The sequence below is a fragment of the Variovorax sp. RO1 genome (genome assembly GCF_002849325.1).
GTDB lineage: Bacteria > Pseudomonadota > Gammaproteobacteria > Burkholderiales > Burkholderiaceae_C > Variovorax.
Map to the genome: position 1 here is coordinate 1,146,931 of NZ_PKMT01000002.1, position 15,989 is coordinate 1,162,919.

Here is a 15,989-nt window from a genome sequence, read left to right on the forward strand (position 1 = left end):
TCGGTGTTGTTTTTACCGGTAGCCCGATTCGTTGGCGTTGTGAATGATCCAGATCAGGTTGCCGCTGCTGAAATCGCCCATGCCGCCGCCCGCGAAGATCAGGCGGCCCTGGCCCTTGTAGGTCATCTCGAAGCGGTGGCGGTCGCTGCCGAAGTAGAACGGAATCCAGGCCTTGCCCGTGATGTAGGCGCCCTGGTCGGTGGGCTGGCCGGCGAGGTCGGTGACCTGCTTGGTGCTCATGCCGATCTGCAGGCGCGTGAACTTGCTGTTGCGCGCCGGGTTGCCGGTGATCTCGCCCTCGTAGCCGTTCAGGCCCTTGACGGTGCGGCCGCTGCCGGCCTCGACCTTGGACGAGTCGACCACGTTGCCGCGGGCGTCCAAGCCGGCCTTCGAACCGCTGGGCGCCGCGGGCGCTGCAGCAGCGGGTGCCGGTGCCGCCGTAGGCTGGCCACCCGAACTGCCGCGCGATGCGCAACCGGCGGTGGCCAGCGCCACTACGGCGGTCGCGGCCCACAGCACGGCGGGCGAATTGATCCTGTTCCCCATTGAAATGCTCCTTGATTCGTCGTTCGCAAAAAAGGAGCGCAGCTTAGCAACCGAAGGAAACAGCCGGCAAGTGCCGAAAGTCCTAAGCCGTTCCACCTACGGTCAGGCCATCGATGCGAAGGGTCGGCTGGCCGACGCCGACGGGCACGCTCTGGCCCTCTTTGCCGCAGGTGCCGACGCCCGAATCGAGCGCCATGTCGTTGCCGATCATGGTCACGCGGGTGAGCGCGTCGGGGCCGTTGCCCACGATGGTCGCGCCCTTCACCGGGTACTGGATCTTGCCGTTCTCGACCCAGAAGGCCTCGCTGGCCGAGAACACGAACTTGCCGCTCGTGATGTCGACCTGCCCGCCGCCGAAGTTGGTGGCGTACAGGCCCTTCTTGATGCTCGCGACGATTTCCTTCGGGTCCTTGTCGCCGCCCAGCATGTAGGTGTTGGTCATGCGCGGCATCGGGACGTGGGCGTAGCTCTCGCGGCGACCGTTGCCCGTGGGCTTGACCTTCATGAGGCGCGCGTTCATCGAGTCCTGGATGTAGCCCTTGAGGATGCCGTCCTCGATCAGCACGTTGCGCTGGCTGGCGTGGCCTTCGTCGTCCACGTTGAGCGAGCCGCGGCGGTCGGCGATGGTGCCGTCATCGAGCACCGTGACACCCTTGGCCGCCACGCGCTGGCCGATGCGGCCCGAGAACGCGCTCGAGCCCTTGCGGTTGAAGTCGCCCTCCAGGCCGTGGCCGATGGCTTCGTGCAGCAGGATGCCGGGCCAGCCGGAGCCGAGCACCACCGTCATCTCGCCGGCCGGGGCCGGGCGGGCGTCGAGGTTGGTCAGCGCGGCCTTCACGGCGTGGTCGACGTACTCGGCGATCTGCTCGTCGGTGAAGTAAGCCAGGCCAAAACGCCCGCCGCCGCCGCCCGAACCGACTTCGCGGCGCCCGTTCTGCTCGGCGATCACGGTGACCGACAACCGCACCAGCGGGCGCACATCGGCCGCCAGCGTGCCGTCGGCGCGCGCCACCAGGATCACGTCGTACTCGCTGGCCAGGCCGGCCATGACCTGCGCCACGCGCGGATCGCGCGAACGGGCCAGCTTCTCGACCCGTTCGAGCAGCTTGACCTTGGCGGTGCTGTCGAGCGTGGAAATGGGATCGACGCCGTTGTAGAGCGAGCGGCTCGCGGCGATCTTGCGGGCGGGCGTCTTCACGCGGGCCGTGCGACCGGCGGAGGAAATGGAGCGCACCGTGCGCGCCGCGTCGAGCAGCGAAGCCTCGGAGATGTCGTCCGAGTAGGCAAAAGCGGTTTTCTCGCCGCTCACGGCGCGCACGCCGACGCCCTGGTCGATGCTGAAGCTGCCGGTCTTGACGATGCCTTCCTCGAGGCTCCAGCCCTCGCTGCGGGTGTACTGGAAGTACAGGTCGGCATCGTCCACGCGGTGCGCGGTGATCTCGGCCAGTGCCTTGCTCAGGTGCGATTCGTCCAGGCCGAACGGCGTGAGCAGGAGCTGTTGCGCTATAGCCAAGCGCTCGATGGTGGGTTCGCGAGAGATCATGGCTGCCATTCTAGGCAGCCGCCCCCGTCCGTGCCGCCCCGGGGGACTCTAGTTCTGGGACAGTTTTCGCGCCCGGGCGATCGACATCAGCAGCCCCAGCCCCAGCCCCAGCGTGACCATGGCGGTGCCGCCGTAGCTGATGAACGGCAGCGGCACGCCCACCACCGGCAGGATGCCGCTGACCATGCCCATGTTCACGAAGGCGTAGGTGAAGAAGATCATGGTCACCGCCCCGGCCAGCAGGCGCGAGAACAGCGTGGTCGCGTTCAGCGCAATGGTCAGCCCGCGGAAGATGAGCAGGATGAAGGCCGCGATCAGCGCCAGGTTGCCGATCAGGCCGAATTCCTCGGAATACGCCGCGAAGATGAAGTCGGTGGTGCGCTCGGGAATGAACTCGAGGTGCGTCTGCGTGCCCTGCATGAAGCCCTTGCCGCCGACGCCGCCCGAGCCGATGGCGATCATTCCCTGGATGATGTGGAAGCCTTTGCCCAGTGGGTCTTTGCTGGGGTCGAGCAGCGTGCACACGCGTTGCTTCTGGTAGTCGTGCAGCACGCGCCAGTCGACGCCGTCGACGCACAGCCGCGACTCGAAACCGACGATGAGCGTGATGGCCACCGCGCCGATCACCACCGGCGGCACGATGAGCTTCCACGGCAGTCCGGCAAAGAAGATCACGGCCAGCCCGGCCGCCAGCACCAGCAGCGAGGTGCCCAGGTCGGGCTGCTTCATGATGAGCCCGACCGGCACCGCCAGCAGCACCGTCGCCACCACGAAGTCGAGCGGCCGCAGCTGGCCTTCGCGGCGCTGGAACCACCAGGCCAGCATCAGGGGCATCGCGATTTTCAGGATTTCGCTGGGCTGGATCACCACGCCCACATTGATCCAGCGCTGGGCGCCCTTCTTGGTGATGCCGAACAGCGCGACCGCGATCAGCAGCGCCACCCCCGCCGCGTAGAGCGGCACGGCGAACACCATGAGCCGCTGCGGCGGCACCTGCGCCACCACGAACATGATGCCGCCGGCCAGCAGCATGTTGCGGCCATGGTCGAGAAAACGCGTGCCATGGTCGTAGCCGGACGAATACATGGTGAGCAGCCCGGCAAAGACGAGCAGCAGCACGGCAAAGGCCAGGAAGCCGTCGAAGCCCTGGAAGATGGGCGCAATGCGACGCGCCAGGGAGGGCTGATTGAACACGGCAGACATGATGGGGGCGGATTATCCGCGCCCCGCCGCCCCGATCAGTCGAAACCGAGCTGAACGACCGTGCGGCCCGGTCGGCTTTCGAGCGCCAGGCGGGCCCCGATGGCGGCGGCGCGCTTCGACAGCGCCTTCGGCACCTCCGCAGCGTCGAAGCCCACGCCGTTGTCGATCACGCGCAGGTGCACGCCGCCGCCGCGCGCGTCGGCCTCGATGCGCAGCGCGCTCGCGTGGGCGTGCTGCAGCACGTTCGAGATGGCCTCGAACAGCAAGAACTGCAGCTGCCGCGTGGCGTGGGCGTCGAGCTGCGTGACCGGGGGCAGTTCGTCCACGCCCCATTCGAAGGCGATGTCGGCGGCGGCCAGCCGGGGCTCCAGCCGGTAGCGCAGCGCCGCCAGCAGCGCGCCGACATCGCCGGGCGGCAGGTGGATGGAGTCGATCGACAGCTTGAGCTGGTCGAGCGAGTCGCGCAGGGTGCGCAGCAGTTCTTCGGGGCTGGTCTGGCCCGATTGCAGCTGGCGGATCGCCGAACTGATGTGCGAGCCCACGCCGTCGTGCATGTCCCGCAGGATGCGCTCGCGCTCGTGGGTGCGCGCCTGGTCGCGCGCCACCTCCTCCAGCTCGGCGTAGGTGGCCGCCAGTTCGCGCTCACGCTGCGCCACCCGGTCGGCCAGCGTCTTGACCCAGCCGCGCGCCTGCACGCTGGCAAAGTGAAAGCGCCGCAGCACGATGAGCAGCAGCGCCACGCCGAACAGCACCGAGGTGTAGCGCACCCAGGTGGTTTCGCCGTAGGCGTCGCTCAGGCGGATCACCAGCCAGTCGCGCACGCCGAAGGCCACCGTGACCAGCGCGGCGCCGGCCACCAGCAGCCGCTCGACGCTGGGCCGGCGCACCGTGGCGACGGCAAAGGCGATCACGAAGCCGACGACGATGGTGATCTCGACCGCCAGCCAGGCCGTGAGCCAGCGCGGCTCCTCGCGGTTCAGCGCCAGCCAGGTGAACACCACGGTGCCGGCCACCACGGCCGCCATCGGCCAGCGCGCCCAACGCAGGCGCGGGTTCTGCGCCCAGTCGGCGAGGTGGTAGCAGAACATCATGGCCGACGCGGCCCAGCCCGCGTAGCAGCCGGCCATCAGCACGCCCCAGAGCTGCCACGGCAGCGGCGGCTCGGGAATCATGGCGTCGGCCACGCGCACGGCCCAGCAGAACTCGGCGAGCGCGGCCCAGAAATAGAGGGCGTCGCGCTGGCGGCGGCCGGTCGCGCCGGTGTCGACCTGCGTGAACCACAGCGCCAGCGCGATGCTGCCGACGATGAGGCTGAACGCCGTCAGCAACACCGACCCCGTGAAGCGCCACGCATAAGCACGCTCGAACAGCGTGGTGCGCACCGGCGTCGCCGGCCCGACGGTGACGTGCGACAGGCCGGCGCGCCGTTCGCTGTCGGCGCGGATGCGGATCTGCAGCAGGTTCTCGCCCTCTTTCAGCAGCCGCCCGGGCACCGGCACGTAGACGGGGGCCTTGGCGTAGTCGGCGCGGTTGCCCTGGCTGAGGTCACCATAGGCCTGCAGCAGCGCGCCGTTGAGCTGCACTTCGAAGACGCTGCCGGCGCGGGGAATGAAGACGCCCCAGGGCACCTCGGGCACAGCCTCGACCCGGAACGGCAGGTCGAAGCTCGCGAAGCCGGTGCGGCCGCGGTGGCGGCGGTCCCAGTGATACGACAGGTCGACGGCTTCGGTCTGCACGACGCCGTCGATGGTGGTGGTCACCATGGCATGGCGCAGCTCGATCGGGCCTTGCGCCGCAGCGCCCACGCCCCCCGCAGCAAACAGCGCCGCCAGCCCCAGCAGGCACAGGAACGCCAGCCGCCTCAGCATCCGTCCTCAGCCCGGGTGGGACAGCAGGCCGAGGCGCGTGGCCTCGAACACCGCTTCGCTCTTGGAATGCACCGCGAGCTTGCCGTAGAGGTTCTTGATGTGGGTCTGCACCGTGTGCACGCTCAGGCCCTTGAGGCGCGCGATCTCGGCGTACGAGAAGCCGCGCGCAATTAGCGTCAGCACCTCGTGTTCGCGCGCCGAGAGCAGGCCGCGGTCGGTCTCGTCGAGCGCCGTCTCTGCCGGCGCCGCGCCGGCTGTGCCCGGCACGGCCGCCTGCAGGCTGCGGTACTTGGCGAGCACGCGGCGCGCGATCATGGGCGAGATCGGCGAGGCGCCGGCCTTCATCTCGACGATGGTCTGCGCGATGTCTTCCGGTGCGGCGTCCTTGTGGATGTAGCCCACGGCGCCGGCCTCGATGCTGGCGAGCACGTTCTCCTCGTCGCCGAAGACCGACACCACCAGCGGCTCGCAGCCGGGAAAGCGGGCGACGGCGTCGCGGATCACGTCGAGCCCGGTGCCGTCGGGCATGCCGAGGTCGACCAGCAGCACGTCGGGGATGGTCGCGGTGCCGGCCAGCCAGGTGCGTGCTTCCTGCACCGTGCCGGCGCTGCCGAGCCAGAACAGGCGCGGGCTGCGCTGCACGCTGGCCTCGAAGAAGGCGCGTGCGCGGCTGTCGTCCTCGACCACGAGCACGCCCCAGCGGCGTGGCATCCCGTCGTCCTGTGCCTCGGTATTCATGGGATGAAGCATAAGCCTCGACACCTGCTGCCACGCCCGGCGAACCTCACCCGTTCATGGGATGCCCCGTGCCAGATGCGTCACGAAACTTGTCTCATCTCCCCCCCTTGCCCGCATCACCCGCACCAGCATGGCCGCACCGTGAATACTTTCGAATTCCAGACACGTGCTTGTCGCCTCGTCATTGGCTGATTCGAAGGGATTTGTGGGGTCACCACACCAGCAGCGGCGCGGACCTCATGCAAAATTGTCTGAACCCGGCCACGGGGCGCGCCCTGCGCACCGCCAGTCACCTCCTCCCATGGACCCGCAAACCACCCATCTGTTGTACCTGCACGGCTTCCGCTCGTCGCCCCGCTCGACCAAGGCGCGGCTGGTGGCAAAGCACGTGGCGCAAGAGCATCCGAACCTGGAGTGGTGGTGCCCGCAACTGCCACCGTCGCCGCACGACGCCATCGACATGGTGATGAAGGGCATCGCAGACTGGCCGCGCAAGTCGATGGCGGTGATCGGCTCGTCGCTCGGCGGTTTCTACGCCACCTACGTCGCCGGCATGACCCGCTGCCGCGCCGTGCTGCTCAACCCCGCGGTGCACCCGGCGCGCGACCTCACGCGCTACATCGGCAGCCAGACCGCCTGGCACGACCCGGCCGAGCACTTCTATTTCCAGCCGGAATTCATCCAGGAACTGCGCGCCATGGAAATCGGCGCGCTCACGCGGCCGGAGCGCCTGTTCGCGATCATCGCCAAGGGCGACGAAGCGCTCGACTGGCACGAGATGTCGGCACGCTATCCCGACAGCCGCATCAAGCTGCTCGAGGGCGGCGACCATGCGCTGTCCGACTTCGAAAAAGCGCACCTGGCCGACGTGATGGCCTTCATCAACCCTGTCGTCTAAAGCTCACCCCCAGGCTTCGCGCACTGCGTGTCGCTTCGCCAACCCCCTTCCGGGGGCGATGCCAGCGGCCCGGCAAAGCCGGTTCCGCGGCATCCCTGGCCTCGGAGCCCACCCGATCCAGCGTGGGAGAATCGCAAGATGTTTGTATTGTTTGAAGAAGCCGGTAAATACCTCGGCGGCCGCGTCCTGTCGGAAGCCGAAGCCTCGGCACAGGTCGAGCTCGAGACCGGCAAGCGCGTCAAGGTCAAGGGCGCCAACATCGTTCTGCGTTTCGAGAAGCCGGCCCCCGCCGAGCTGATGGCCGAGGCGCGCGCGCTGGCCGCAGCCATGGACCTCGACCTCGCCTGGGAATTCGCAGCCGAAGGCGAGTTCGGCTTTGCCGACCTGGCGGCCGACTATTTCAGCGAGAAGCCCACGCTCGCGCAGCAGGCCGCCGCGCTGTTCGCGCTGTTCGAGGCGCCGCACTACTTCCGCCGCGCGGGCAAGGGGCGCTTCAAGAAGGCGCCCGCCGAGATCGTGCAGCAGGCGCTGGCCGCCATCGAGAAGAAGAAGGCCATCCAGGCGCAGATCGTCGAATGGGCGGGCCAGCTCGCCGAGGGCGTGTGCCCGCCGGCGATCCGCGAGCAGCTCTACAAGATCCTGTTCAAGCCCGACAAGAACGCGCCCGAGTACAAGGCCGTGGTCGACGCCGCGCGCGCCACGCAGCGCCCGCCGCTCGACCTGCTGGAGCGCGCCGGCGCCATCGATTCGCCCTACCAGTTCCACTGGCGGCGCTTCCTGTTCGAGAACTTCCCCAAGGGCACCGGCTTTCCCGCGCTCGCGGCGCCAGCCGTCGCCGACGACCTGCCGCTGGCCGAAGGCGTGCGGGCCTTCTCGATCGATGACTCGCAGACCACCGAAATCGACGACGCGCTGTCGGTGCAGGGCATGGGCAGCGGCACCATCACGGTCGGCATCCACATCGCGGCGCCGGGCCTGGCGCTGACGCCAGGCAGCGCCATCGACGCCGTGGCGCGTGCGCGCATGTCCACCGTGTACATGCCGGGCTACAAGATCACCATGCTGCCCGACGAGGTGGTCGACACCTACACGCTGCTCGAAGGCGGCGACCGCCCGGCCGTGTCGCTCTATGCGCGCTTCGACGAAGCCACGCTGGAGCTGCAGGGCACCGAGACCAAGCTCGAGCGCGTACCGATCGTCGCCAACCTGCGCCACGACCAGCTCGACGCTGTCGTCACGCAGCCCTGGCTCGAAGACGCCACCTTCAATTCGGACAACACCCCCGACGCCGCCGCGAAGCTGCGCGCGCCGCTCTCCTTCCTGTTCCGCCTCGCCAAGCACCTGAAGGCGCAGCGCGAAGTGGTGCGCGGCAAGCCCGAGAACTTCAGCCGGCCCGACTACAACTTCCGCCTCGTCGGCAACGACGGCGCCGAACCCACCGGCAACGAGCAGGTGCAGATCACCACGCGCCAGCGCGGCGCACCGCTCGACCTGATCGTGTCCGAGGCCATGATCCTGGCCAACAGCAGCTGGGGCGGCTGGCTCGGCGAACTCGGCGTGCCCGGCCTGTACCGCAGCCAGGCCAGCCTGGCGCCCGGCATCAAGGTGCGCATGGGCACGCGCGCGCTGCCGCACGCGGGCCTGGGCGTGAAGAGCTACGCCTGGAGCACCTCGCCGCTGCGCCGCTACACCGACCTCGTGAACCAGTGGCAGATCATCGCGGCCGCGCGCCACGGCAAGACCGCCGCGCTGGCCGCGCCCTTCAAGCCGAAGGACGCCGACCTGTTCTCGATCCTTTCGGGCTTCGACGCCGCCTATGCCACGTACAACGCCTATCAGGGCGGCATGGAGCGCTTCTGGACGCTCAAGTACCTGCAGCAGAACGGCATCACCGAGCTCGAAGCGACGGTCATCAAGGACATCCCCAACGGTGCGCTGGTGCGTGCCGATGCGCTGCCGCTGGTGTTCCCGGTGGCCGGCCAGCAGGAGCGCGGCGCGCGCGTGCGCGTGAAGCTCGGCGAGATCGACGAGATCGCGCTCGACGTGAGCGGCACCGTGCTCGAACGCTTCGACATGCCGAAAACCGATGCTGCGGCCGATGAAAGCGGTGGCGAGGACGACGAAGAAGAAGTCGCCGGCCCGATCGCCATCGCGGTCGACCTGAGCGACAGCGAAGCCGCACCCGACCCGACGACGACCGCGCCTGCATGACCTCCGGTCGAACGACCGGAGACACGCGCCGCCCCCTGGAGGAGTTTCGAGAATGAATCTCAAGGACCTCAGCACGCTGCAGATCGCTCTGGGCGTGTCGGTCATCGCGCATGCCGCGTTGCTCGCGGTGCGCTTCGTCGATCCCGAATCGTTCAACCGGGTCTTCAGCGAAACCCCGCTCGAAGTGATCCTGGTCAACAGCAAGACCAACGACAAGCCCGACCCCTCGGCGCGCGTGATGGCGCAGACCACGCTCGCGGGCGGCGGCGACCTCGACAAGGGCCGCGCCACCAGCCCGCTGCCGCCGTCGAGCTTCACCACCATGGGCGACTCGTTCGAGGAATCGCGCCGCCAGGTCGAGGCCATGCAGGCCCAGCAGATGCAGATGCTGACGCAGCTCAAGCGCGAGCTGGCCGCCATGCCCGTGCCCGATCCGCGCCAGGCCGGCGACCCGACCGAAGCCGTCGCGCGCGAAGAAAAGCGCCGCCAGATGGTCGCGCTGCTCGCCGAGATCGAGCGCCGCGTGAACGAGGAAAACGCGCGCCCCAAGAAGCGCTACCTGAGCCCCGCCACGCGCGAGGCGGCCTACGCGCTGTACGTCGACACGCTGCGCCGGCGCATCGAGGTCAAGGGCACCGAGAACTTCCCGACCGCGGCCGGCAAGAAGCTCTACGGCGAACTCAAGATGACCGTCACCATCAACCACGACGGGCGCGTGCTCGATGCCGTGGTCGACGAAAGCTCGGGCAACACCACGCTCGACCGCCGTGCCCAGGCCATCGTGCGCAGCGTCGGCAACTTCGGCACCTTCACCGACGCGATGCGCAAGCAGACCGACCAGATCGTGCTGCAGTCGCGCTTCAAGTTCACGCGCGACGAGACCATCGAGCTGTCGTCTCAATAATCCCCACAGCAGAACACGGAACACCGGCCATGGATCAGTACTGCGTCATGGGCAACCCCGTCGAGCACAGCCGCTCGCCCCGCATCCACGCGCGCTTTGCCGAGCTCTGCGGCCAGCCGATGGCCTACGGCCGGCGGCTGGTGCCGATCGGCGCGTTTGCCGAAGGCATCGCCGCCTTTCGCAGCGAGGCTGCCGCGCAGGGCGACACCGCGCGCGGCTGCAACGTCACCGTGCCCTTCAAGTTCGACGCCGCCGCGCTCGCGCAGCACACCAGCGAACGCGCCACGCTGGCGCAGGCGGTGAACACGCTGCGCTTCGAGGCCGACGGCCGCATCCACGCCGACAACACCGACGGCATCGGCCTGGTCAACGACATCGTGCGCAATGCCGGCGTGCCGCTGGCAGGCCGGTCGCTGTTGCTGATCGGTGCCGGCGGTGCCGCGGCAGGCGTGCTCGGACCGCTGCTCGACGCGGGCGCCGCGCGCATCGTGGTGGCCAACCGCACGCTCGACAAGGCCATCGCGCTGGTGCAGCGCCATGCGGCGCTCGCACTGCGCCACGGCGCCACGCTCGAAGCCTGGGCGCTCGACGAAGTGCCCGGCGCCTTCGACGTGGTGGTCAACGCCACCGCCTCCAGCCTCGCGGGCGACGCGGTGCCCGTGAGCGCGCGGGTGCTGCGCCCCGGCGCGCTGGCCGTCGACATGATGTACGGTCCCGCCGCCGCAGGCTTCATGGCCTGGGCTACGGCGCACGGCGCGGTCGCGCGCGACGGCCTCGGCATGCTGGTGGAACAGGCCGCCGAAGCCTTCGAATTCTGGCGCGGCGTGCGTCCGCCCTCGGCCCAGGTGCTGGCCGAGCTGCGCGCCTCGCTCGCCGCCGGCGCATGAAGGGCCTGCTGCGCCTGATCGCCTGCCTCGTGGTGGCGGGCCTGGCGCTCGAACTGTTCTTCGTGGTGCGCATCGCGGCCATGGCGGTGATCGATCCGCAGAGCACGGCCTTCCAGCGCTCCGAGGCCTGGCGCGTTGCGCTCTCGCAGGGCCGTGAGGGTGGATGGCGCCAGGACTGGGTGCCGTACACGCAGATCAACGACTCCCTCAAGCGCGCCGTGATCGCAAGCGAAGACGCCGGCTTTGTCGACCACAACGGCGTCGAGTGGGAAGCCATCGAGCGTGCGCGCCAGCGCAACGCCCGCGCCGAACAGTTGGCCGCCAAGCGCATGGCGCGCGCCGCGGCGCGTGGCAAGCCGGTGCAGCCGGCCCCGCTGCGCGGCGGCTCCACCATCACGCAGCAGCTCGCGAAGAACCTGCTGCTGTCGGGCGAACGCACCATGCTGCGCAAAGGCCAGGAGCTGGTGCTCGCCACCCTGCTCGAGGTGCTGCTCGACAAGCGGCGCATCCTCGAGATCTACCTGAACAACGTCGAATGGGGCGAAGGCGTGTTCGGCGCCGAGGCCGCGGCGCAGTACTACTTCAAGAAGCCGGCTGCGCGCCTCAGTGCATACGAGTCGGCACGCCTGGCCGTGATGCTGCCGAGCCCGAAGTTCTTTGAGCGCCGGCCCAATTCGCCCTACATCAACGGACGGGCATCGACGATCGTGGCGCGGATGTCGGCGGTCGACCTGCCCTGAGCTTGCGCACCGCCGCTTCCACCGCCAGCACGGCGACGAAGCCGATCGCGTAGGCCACCACATCCCACCAGTCGGCGGTGGCACCGAGCACGATGCGCAGCGCGCGGTTCGGAATGTGCAGGTGCCACGTCGACGCAAGAAACTGCCCCAGCTCGACCAGCAGCCCCACGCCGAAGGCGGCCAGCGCGAGCGGCAGCACGCGCGTGGCGACGAAGGTCTTGAACACCACGTACACCCACGCCACGGCCAGCACGTCGCCGAAGAAACTTCGCACCCAGCCCCAGCGCGCGCCGACGGTGGCCAGCAGCACGAGCAACACAAAGAGGGCCACCGCCCACGCCAGGGAAAGAAGATCGAAACGCCATCGCATGGCCCGTATCATCGCCTCCATATGCTGGCAAAGCTCACCGGTTGGTTGCTGCTGGGAATCGTCCGATTGCTCACCGGTGCGCAGGCGCGCTGGTATGGCTGTCCGCCGAAAGCCGAGCAGCGCATCTACTTCGCGAATCACCAGAGCCACGCGGACCTCGTGATGATCTGGGCCGCGCTGCCCGAAGAACTGCGCAGCATCACGCGGCCGATCGCGGCACGCGACTACTGGGCGAATACGCCGGTCAAGCGCTGGATCACGACCGAGGTGTTCAACGCGGTGTATGTGGAGCGTGCGGCCACGGCGCCTGCAGGGGCTGCAGCACTGGTCGCGCCACCACCGCCTGAAGCACGGCCACCCGCAGCCTCCACCGCACCGGCCGAGCGCATCGAGCCGTCGATGGAACCGTTGCTGCCGATCGAAACGATCACCGTCGCCGAAGCTCCGCAGGAGATCCAGGGACAGCTCGACCTCCCCGCGCCTCCGCCGCCCCCACCACCGGTCGCACCGCCGCCCGTCATCGAACCCGACGCACCAGTCGCCGCACCCGAGCCGCCCGCCGCCGACCCGCTCGCGCCGCTCATCGACGCCCTGCGCAGCGGCGACTCGATCATCATCTTTCCCGAAGGCACGCGCGGCCACACCGGCGAGCCGCAGAAATTCAAGTCGGGCCTGTACGCACTGGCCACGATGTTTCCCGACGTAGTGCTCGTGCCCGCCTGGATCGACAACGTGCAGCGCGTCATGCCCAAGGGCGAGATCGTGCCCGTGCCCATCCTGTGCTCCGTCACCTTCGGCGCGCCGATCCGCGTCGAGGACGGCGAAGAGCGCCGGCCTTTTCTCGACCGTGCGCGTGCCGCCGTGATCGCTTTGCGCGACGTCTAGATATGTCCCCCCACGCTCATCATTTCATGTATTCGCTGCCCCCTGAGGGGGCGCAGACCTCCCTTGGGGCGGCCCGGCGGGAGGTCTGACGGTATGAACCAGTTCCTGCGCAGCCTCAGCCCGACCGAACAGGTCGCGGCGCTTTTCCTGATCGTCTTCGGCCTGCTCGTCATCGTGAGCACCACCGTCTTCTTCCTGAGCTTCAAGGAACGGCGCAACCCGGTGCACGACGAATCGTGGCAGGCCGAGCTGGCGCATGTGCGCGCGCTGCTGGGCACCACCTGGTTCATGGTGATCGTGTTCTGGATCGGCTGGGCGCTGGGCGAAACGGTGGCCACCGTGCTGTTCGCGCTGATCTCGTTCTTTGCGCTGCGCGAGTTCATCACGCTCTCGCCGACGCGGCGCGGCGACCACCGCAGCCTGATCCTCGCGTTCTTCGTGGTGCTGCCGATCCAGTTCTGGCTCGTGGCCACCGCGCGCTTCGACCTGTTCACGGTGTTCATCCCGGTCTACGTGTTCCTCGCCATTCCGGTGGCGAGCGCGCTGGCGAACGACCCCAGCCATTTTCTGGAGCGCAACGCCAAGCTGCAGTGGGGCATCATGGTCTGCGTCTACGGCATGAGCCACGTGCCCGCGCTGCTGCTGCTGACCTTTCCGGGCTACGAAGGCAAGAGCGCGTTCCTCGTGTTCTTCCTGGTGTTCGTGGTGCAGACCTCGGTGCTGGTGCAGCACCTGATCTCGCGGCGCATGCAGCGCACGCCGTTCGCGCCGAACGTGAGCCGCAGCTTCAACTGGACCAGCTGGGGCATCGGCATCGTGGTGGCCAGCCTGGTGGGCGCGCTGTTCTCGTTCATCACGCCGTTCAAGTTCGGGCAGGCGCTCGCGGTGTCGATCATTGCCTGCGTCGCGGGCTCGATGGGCCACCTCGTGATGAAGGCGCTCAAGCGCGACCGCGGCATTCCGAACTGGGGCCAGAAGGGCGTGGGCGTGACCGGCGCCAACGGCCTGCTCGATCGCGTCGATGCGCTGTGCTTCGCGGCGCCGATCTTCTTCCATTCGATCCGCTGGTACTTCAACGTCTGAAGCACCGGGCGGCGGGCGATCAGACCTTGCGCCGCACCACCCGGTCGAAGGCCTGCTTCGCGCGCCGCCCTAGAGCCTTCGTCTTCAGCGCCTGAAGCTCGCGCTTGAGCCGCGTGCGCTGCTCGGCCGACAGCGCGGTGCCGAAACGCCCCAGCGCCTGTTCGAGCGCCTCGCGCTGCGCCGCCACCCGCCCCTGCCGGCCTTCGGCCTCGGCCAGCCATTCGCAGGCATTGGCCACGCGCCCGCGCAAGGCCGCGTCGCCCGACTCGCCGAAGCGCGCGATGAGCAGGCGGTAGGCCTTGGCCTGGCCCGGCAGGTCGTCCATCTTGTCGAAGGCCTTGGCTTTGTTGATCATCGACTTGGCGGCCCACAGCTGCAGGGCGCTGTCCCGCGCCATCGCCGTGCGCGCAATCACCTCGTCGTAGCTGGCCACGGCCTCGGCGAACCGGCCAGCGCGGCGCAGCACGGCGCCCTTGCGGAACAGGGCACCGGCCACGCGCGTGCGCAGGTCGGGCAGCTCGGAATTGCCCCAGCGCGCGACGATCTCGTCATGCACGCGCATCTCGTCCGCGGGCCGCGCCAGACGGTCGAGCGCGGTGCTCTTGTATTGCAGGCACAGCGCCACCTGCGACTGCATCTCGGTGGAGGCATCTGCGCCGTAGCGCGCATCCATCGCGTCGGCGGCCTCGACGACCTCGGCGAACTGTTCGAGCGCCAGCAGGCAGAAGGTCTTGTGCGACAAGGCGCGCGCGCACTGGCGGCGCATCAGCGGGTGCGGGGAGGCCGCATGCGCCGCGAGCACCTCGTCGAACAGCGCGATGGCCTCGCGCGATGCGCCCGCGTCACCAAGCTTGCGGCCTTCGCGGACGGTGTCGCACGCCGCATCGAAAAGCTCGGCCGGCAACTCGCCGGCCTCAAGCCCGCCAGTCTTGCGCAGCCGCTTCAGGCAGGCCTCGCGCCCGGCCGTTGCCTTCACGCGCAGCTCGCGCAGTTCGGGCGTGGCGCCATCGCGCGACAACGCCACGAGCGGCTCGTACACCGCGAGCGCGGCCTCGGGCCGGCCCAGCAGATCGAGCAGCACGAAGCCCTTGTGCAGCAAGGTGGTGGCCACGGTGCGCTGCACCACGGCGTCGCTGTCGCGGGCGAAGGTGCCGAGCAGGCGCTCGCAGGCGGCCAGCGCGGCATCGCCGTCGCCCTGGTCGCGCAGCCCCACGGCCCAGTCGTGGGCACGCACCGCCGCGAGGCGGCGCACCTGCGCCGAGGCGTCGTGGCCGTAACGATCGAGCAGCCAGCCGACCAGCTCGGCGCGGCGCGCGACCTCGTCGAGCCCGAGGCCGTCGAAGAACAGGGCCAGCGCGCGCACGCCTTCCAGCCGCAGCTCGGGCGCGGCGTCGGCCAGGCCAGCCTCGATCTGGTCGGCCACCTGCAGGCACAGCACCTGCGCCTGGGTGTGCTGCGCCAGCTCGCGCAGGTTGAGCACCGCGGCCAGCCGGGCCTGCGCCACGCGCAGGACCACGCCGGGATCGCTGCCACCCTCGAAGCGTTCGATGGCGGCGTCGAGCGTGGCCAAGGCTTCTTGCGGCAGGCCGCGGTGGTGTTCGATCTCGGCCTTCAGCAGGCGCGCGTCGAGCCGCCACGCATCGAGTTCGGCATCGGCCTGCGCATCGAGCTGCTCGCTCATGAAGTCGCAGGCCTCGCAACGCGCCGCAGCATCGTCGATGAGCCAGGTGCGCTGGTAGAGCGCGTGGGCGATGTGCGCGCGGATCTCGGGCTCGCTGCGCGCGCCGTGCGCGGCGACCAGGCGGTCGAGCGTGGCCAGCGCGTCGACCGGGCGGTGCAATTGGCGCAGCACGTGCGCGAGCAGCCGCAGCGCCTGGCAGCAGGGCACGACCACGGCGGCCTCGGGCAGCGCGCCGAACTCGGCGATGAGCTGGCTGCAGGCGGCGATCGCCTCGCGGCGGCGGCCGAGGTCACTCAACAGCTCCGCCTGGCGAAAGCTCGCGGCGGCGCGTTCGGCGGGAGGCTGCAGGCGCGCGAGCTGGGCCTGGGCGTCGTTCAGTTGCTTCAGTTGTTGTTCCGCGGAGGACTCGACTACATTCACCTTCGCTTCCTT

The 15,989-nt window shown here is 69.1% G+C and carries 14 protein-coding genes; 7 read left to right on the plus strand and 7 right to left on the minus strand.

Translation table 11 applies throughout. The features are described 5' to 3' along the window. Positions 1-12: 12 nt before the first annotated feature. The 5 genes from CY658_RS16430 to CY658_RS16450 form a co-directional block, all read right to left on the minus strand. Positions 13-546: a hypothetical protein gene (locus CY658_RS16430; protein WP_101491182.1), complete on the minus strand. Its 534-nt coding sequence runs from the start codon at positions 544-546 to the stop codon at positions 13-15. Positions 547-628: 82 nt separating this feature from the next. Further along, positions 629-2,089 carry a metalloprotease TldD gene (tldD, locus tag CY658_RS16435; protein ID WP_099795095.1) on the minus strand — a complete coding sequence of 487 codons (1,461 nt, stop codon included), beginning with the start codon at positions 2,087-2,089 and terminating at the stop codon, positions 629-631. 48 nt (positions 2,090-2,137) lie between these two features. After that, on the minus strand, positions 2,138-3,292 hold the full coding sequence (gene rodA, locus CY658_RS16440; RefSeq protein WP_101491183.1) for a rod shape-determining protein RodA: 1,155 nt from the start codon (positions 3,290-3,292) through the stop codon (positions 2,138-2,140). Positions 3,293-3,327: 35 nt separating this feature from the next. Further along, positions 3,328-5,160, minus strand: a complete 1,833-nt coding sequence (locus CY658_RS16445) for a sensor histidine kinase (protein WP_101491184.1) — start codon at positions 5,158-5,160, stop codon at positions 3,328-3,330. Between the two features lie 6 nt (positions 5,161-5,166). Continuing rightward, positions 5,167-5,910 (minus strand): response regulator transcription factor, encoded by a 744-nt coding sequence (locus CY658_RS16450; RefSeq protein WP_101491185.1) that lies wholly within the window; start codon positions 5,908-5,910, stop codon positions 5,167-5,169. Positions 5,911-6,199: 289 nt separating this feature from the next. On the opposite strand from CY658_RS16450, the gene CY658_RS16455 reads away from it, so the two are divergent. From CY658_RS16455 to mtgA, 5 genes are all read left to right on the plus strand, one after another. Next, complete coding sequence (locus tag CY658_RS16455; protein ID WP_101491186.1) at positions 6,200-6,796, plus strand: YqiA/YcfP family alpha/beta fold hydrolase; 597 nt, start codon at positions 6,200-6,202, stop codon at positions 6,794-6,796. 138 nt (positions 6,797-6,934) lie between these two features. Continuing rightward, positions 6,935-9,007 (plus strand): ribonuclease catalytic domain-containing protein, encoded by a 2,073-nt coding sequence (locus CY658_RS16460; protein WP_101491187.1) that lies wholly within the window; start codon positions 6,935-6,937, stop codon positions 9,005-9,007. Positions 9,008-9,059: 52 nt separating this feature from the next. Further along, entirely contained in the window at positions 9,060-9,911 is an 852-nt protein-coding gene (locus CY658_RS16465; protein ID WP_101491188.1) for an energy transducer TonB, read from the plus strand. A 29-nt stretch (positions 9,912-9,940) separates the two neighbouring features. After that, complete coding sequence (aroE, locus tag CY658_RS16470) at positions 9,941-10,798, plus strand: shikimate dehydrogenase (protein ID WP_101491189.1); 858 nt, start codon at positions 9,941-9,943, stop codon at positions 10,796-10,798. Continuing rightward, positions 10,795-11,538: a monofunctional biosynthetic peptidoglycan transglycosylase gene (gene mtgA, locus CY658_RS16475; RefSeq protein WP_101491190.1), complete on the plus strand. Its 744-nt coding sequence runs from the start codon at positions 10,795-10,797 to the stop codon at positions 11,536-11,538. Before aroE ends, mtgA begins: the two co-directional genes overlap by 4 nt. Here the strand turns inward: mtgA and CY658_RS16480 are convergent. After that, on the minus strand, positions 11,483-11,920 hold the full coding sequence (locus tag CY658_RS16480) for a ribosomal maturation YjgA family protein (RefSeq protein ID WP_101491321.1): 438 nt from the start codon (positions 11,918-11,920) through the stop codon (positions 11,483-11,485). The two genes, mtgA and CY658_RS16480, sit on opposite strands and share 56 nt — an antisense overlap. Positions 11,921-11,929: 9 nt before the next feature. Between CY658_RS16480 and CY658_RS16485 the strand changes: the two genes are divergently transcribed. Together CY658_RS16485 and CY658_RS16490 are read left to right on the plus strand one after the other, a co-directional pair. After that, positions 11,930-12,793 (plus strand): lysophospholipid acyltransferase family protein, encoded by an 864-nt coding sequence (locus tag CY658_RS16485; RefSeq protein WP_101491191.1) that lies wholly within the window; start codon positions 11,930-11,932, stop codon positions 12,791-12,793. 93 nt (positions 12,794-12,886) lie between these two features. After that, positions 12,887-13,876, plus strand: coding sequence for a phosphatidate cytidylyltransferase (locus CY658_RS16490; RefSeq protein WP_101491192.1), 990 nt, complete (start codon positions 12,887-12,889; stop codon positions 13,874-13,876). A 19-nt stretch (positions 13,877-13,895) separates the two neighbouring features. On the opposite strand, the gene CY658_RS16495 is transcribed toward CY658_RS16490, so the two are convergent. Continuing rightward, positions 13,896-15,977 (minus strand): hypothetical protein, encoded by a 2,082-nt coding sequence (locus CY658_RS16495; RefSeq protein ID WP_101491193.1) that lies wholly within the window; start codon positions 15,975-15,977, stop codon positions 13,896-13,898. Positions 15,978-15,989: the final 12 nt, after the last annotated feature.

Coding starts and splice junctions, on each gene's coding strand:
- CY658_RS16430 (WP_101491182.1), bottom strand. CDS start 546: ATGGGGAACAGGATCAATTCGCCCGCCGTGCTGTGGGCCGCGACCGCC.
- tldD (WP_099795095.1), bottom strand. CDS start 2,089: ATGATCTCTCGCGAACCCACCATCGAGCGCTTGGCTATAGCGCAACAG.
- rodA (WP_101491183.1), bottom strand. CDS start 3,292: ATGTCTGCCGTGTTCAATCAGCCCTCCCTGGCGCGTCGCATTGCGCCC.
- CY658_RS16445 (WP_101491184.1), bottom strand. CDS start 5,160: ATGCTGAGGCGGCTGGCGTTCCTGTGCCTGCTGGGGCTGGCGGCGCTG.
- CY658_RS16450 (WP_101491185.1), bottom strand. CDS start 5,910: ATGCTTCATCCCATGAATACCGAGGCACAGGACGACGGGATGCCACGC.
- CY658_RS16455 (WP_101491186.1), top strand. CDS start 6,200: ATGGACCCGCAAACCACCCATCTGTTGTACCTGCACGGCTTCCGCTCG.
- CY658_RS16460 (WP_101491187.1), top strand. CDS start 6,935: ATGTTTGTATTGTTTGAAGAAGCCGGTAAATACCTCGGCGGCCGCGTC.
- CY658_RS16465 (WP_101491188.1), top strand. CDS start 9,060: ATGAATCTCAAGGACCTCAGCACGCTGCAGATCGCTCTGGGCGTGTCG.
- aroE (WP_101491189.1), top strand. CDS start 9,941: ATGGATCAGTACTGCGTCATGGGCAACCCCGTCGAGCACAGCCGCTCG.
- mtgA (WP_101491190.1), top strand. CDS start 10,795: ATGAAGGGCCTGCTGCGCCTGATCGCCTGCCTCGTGGTGGCGGGCCTG.
- CY658_RS16480 (WP_101491321.1), bottom strand. CDS start 11,920: ATGATACGGGCCATGCGATGGCGTTTCGATCTTCTTTCCCTGGCGTGG.
- CY658_RS16485 (WP_101491191.1), top strand. CDS start 11,930: ATGCTGGCAAAGCTCACCGGTTGGTTGCTGCTGGGAATCGTCCGATTG.
- CY658_RS16490 (WP_101491192.1), top strand. CDS start 12,887: ATGAACCAGTTCCTGCGCAGCCTCAGCCCGACCGAACAGGTCGCGGCG.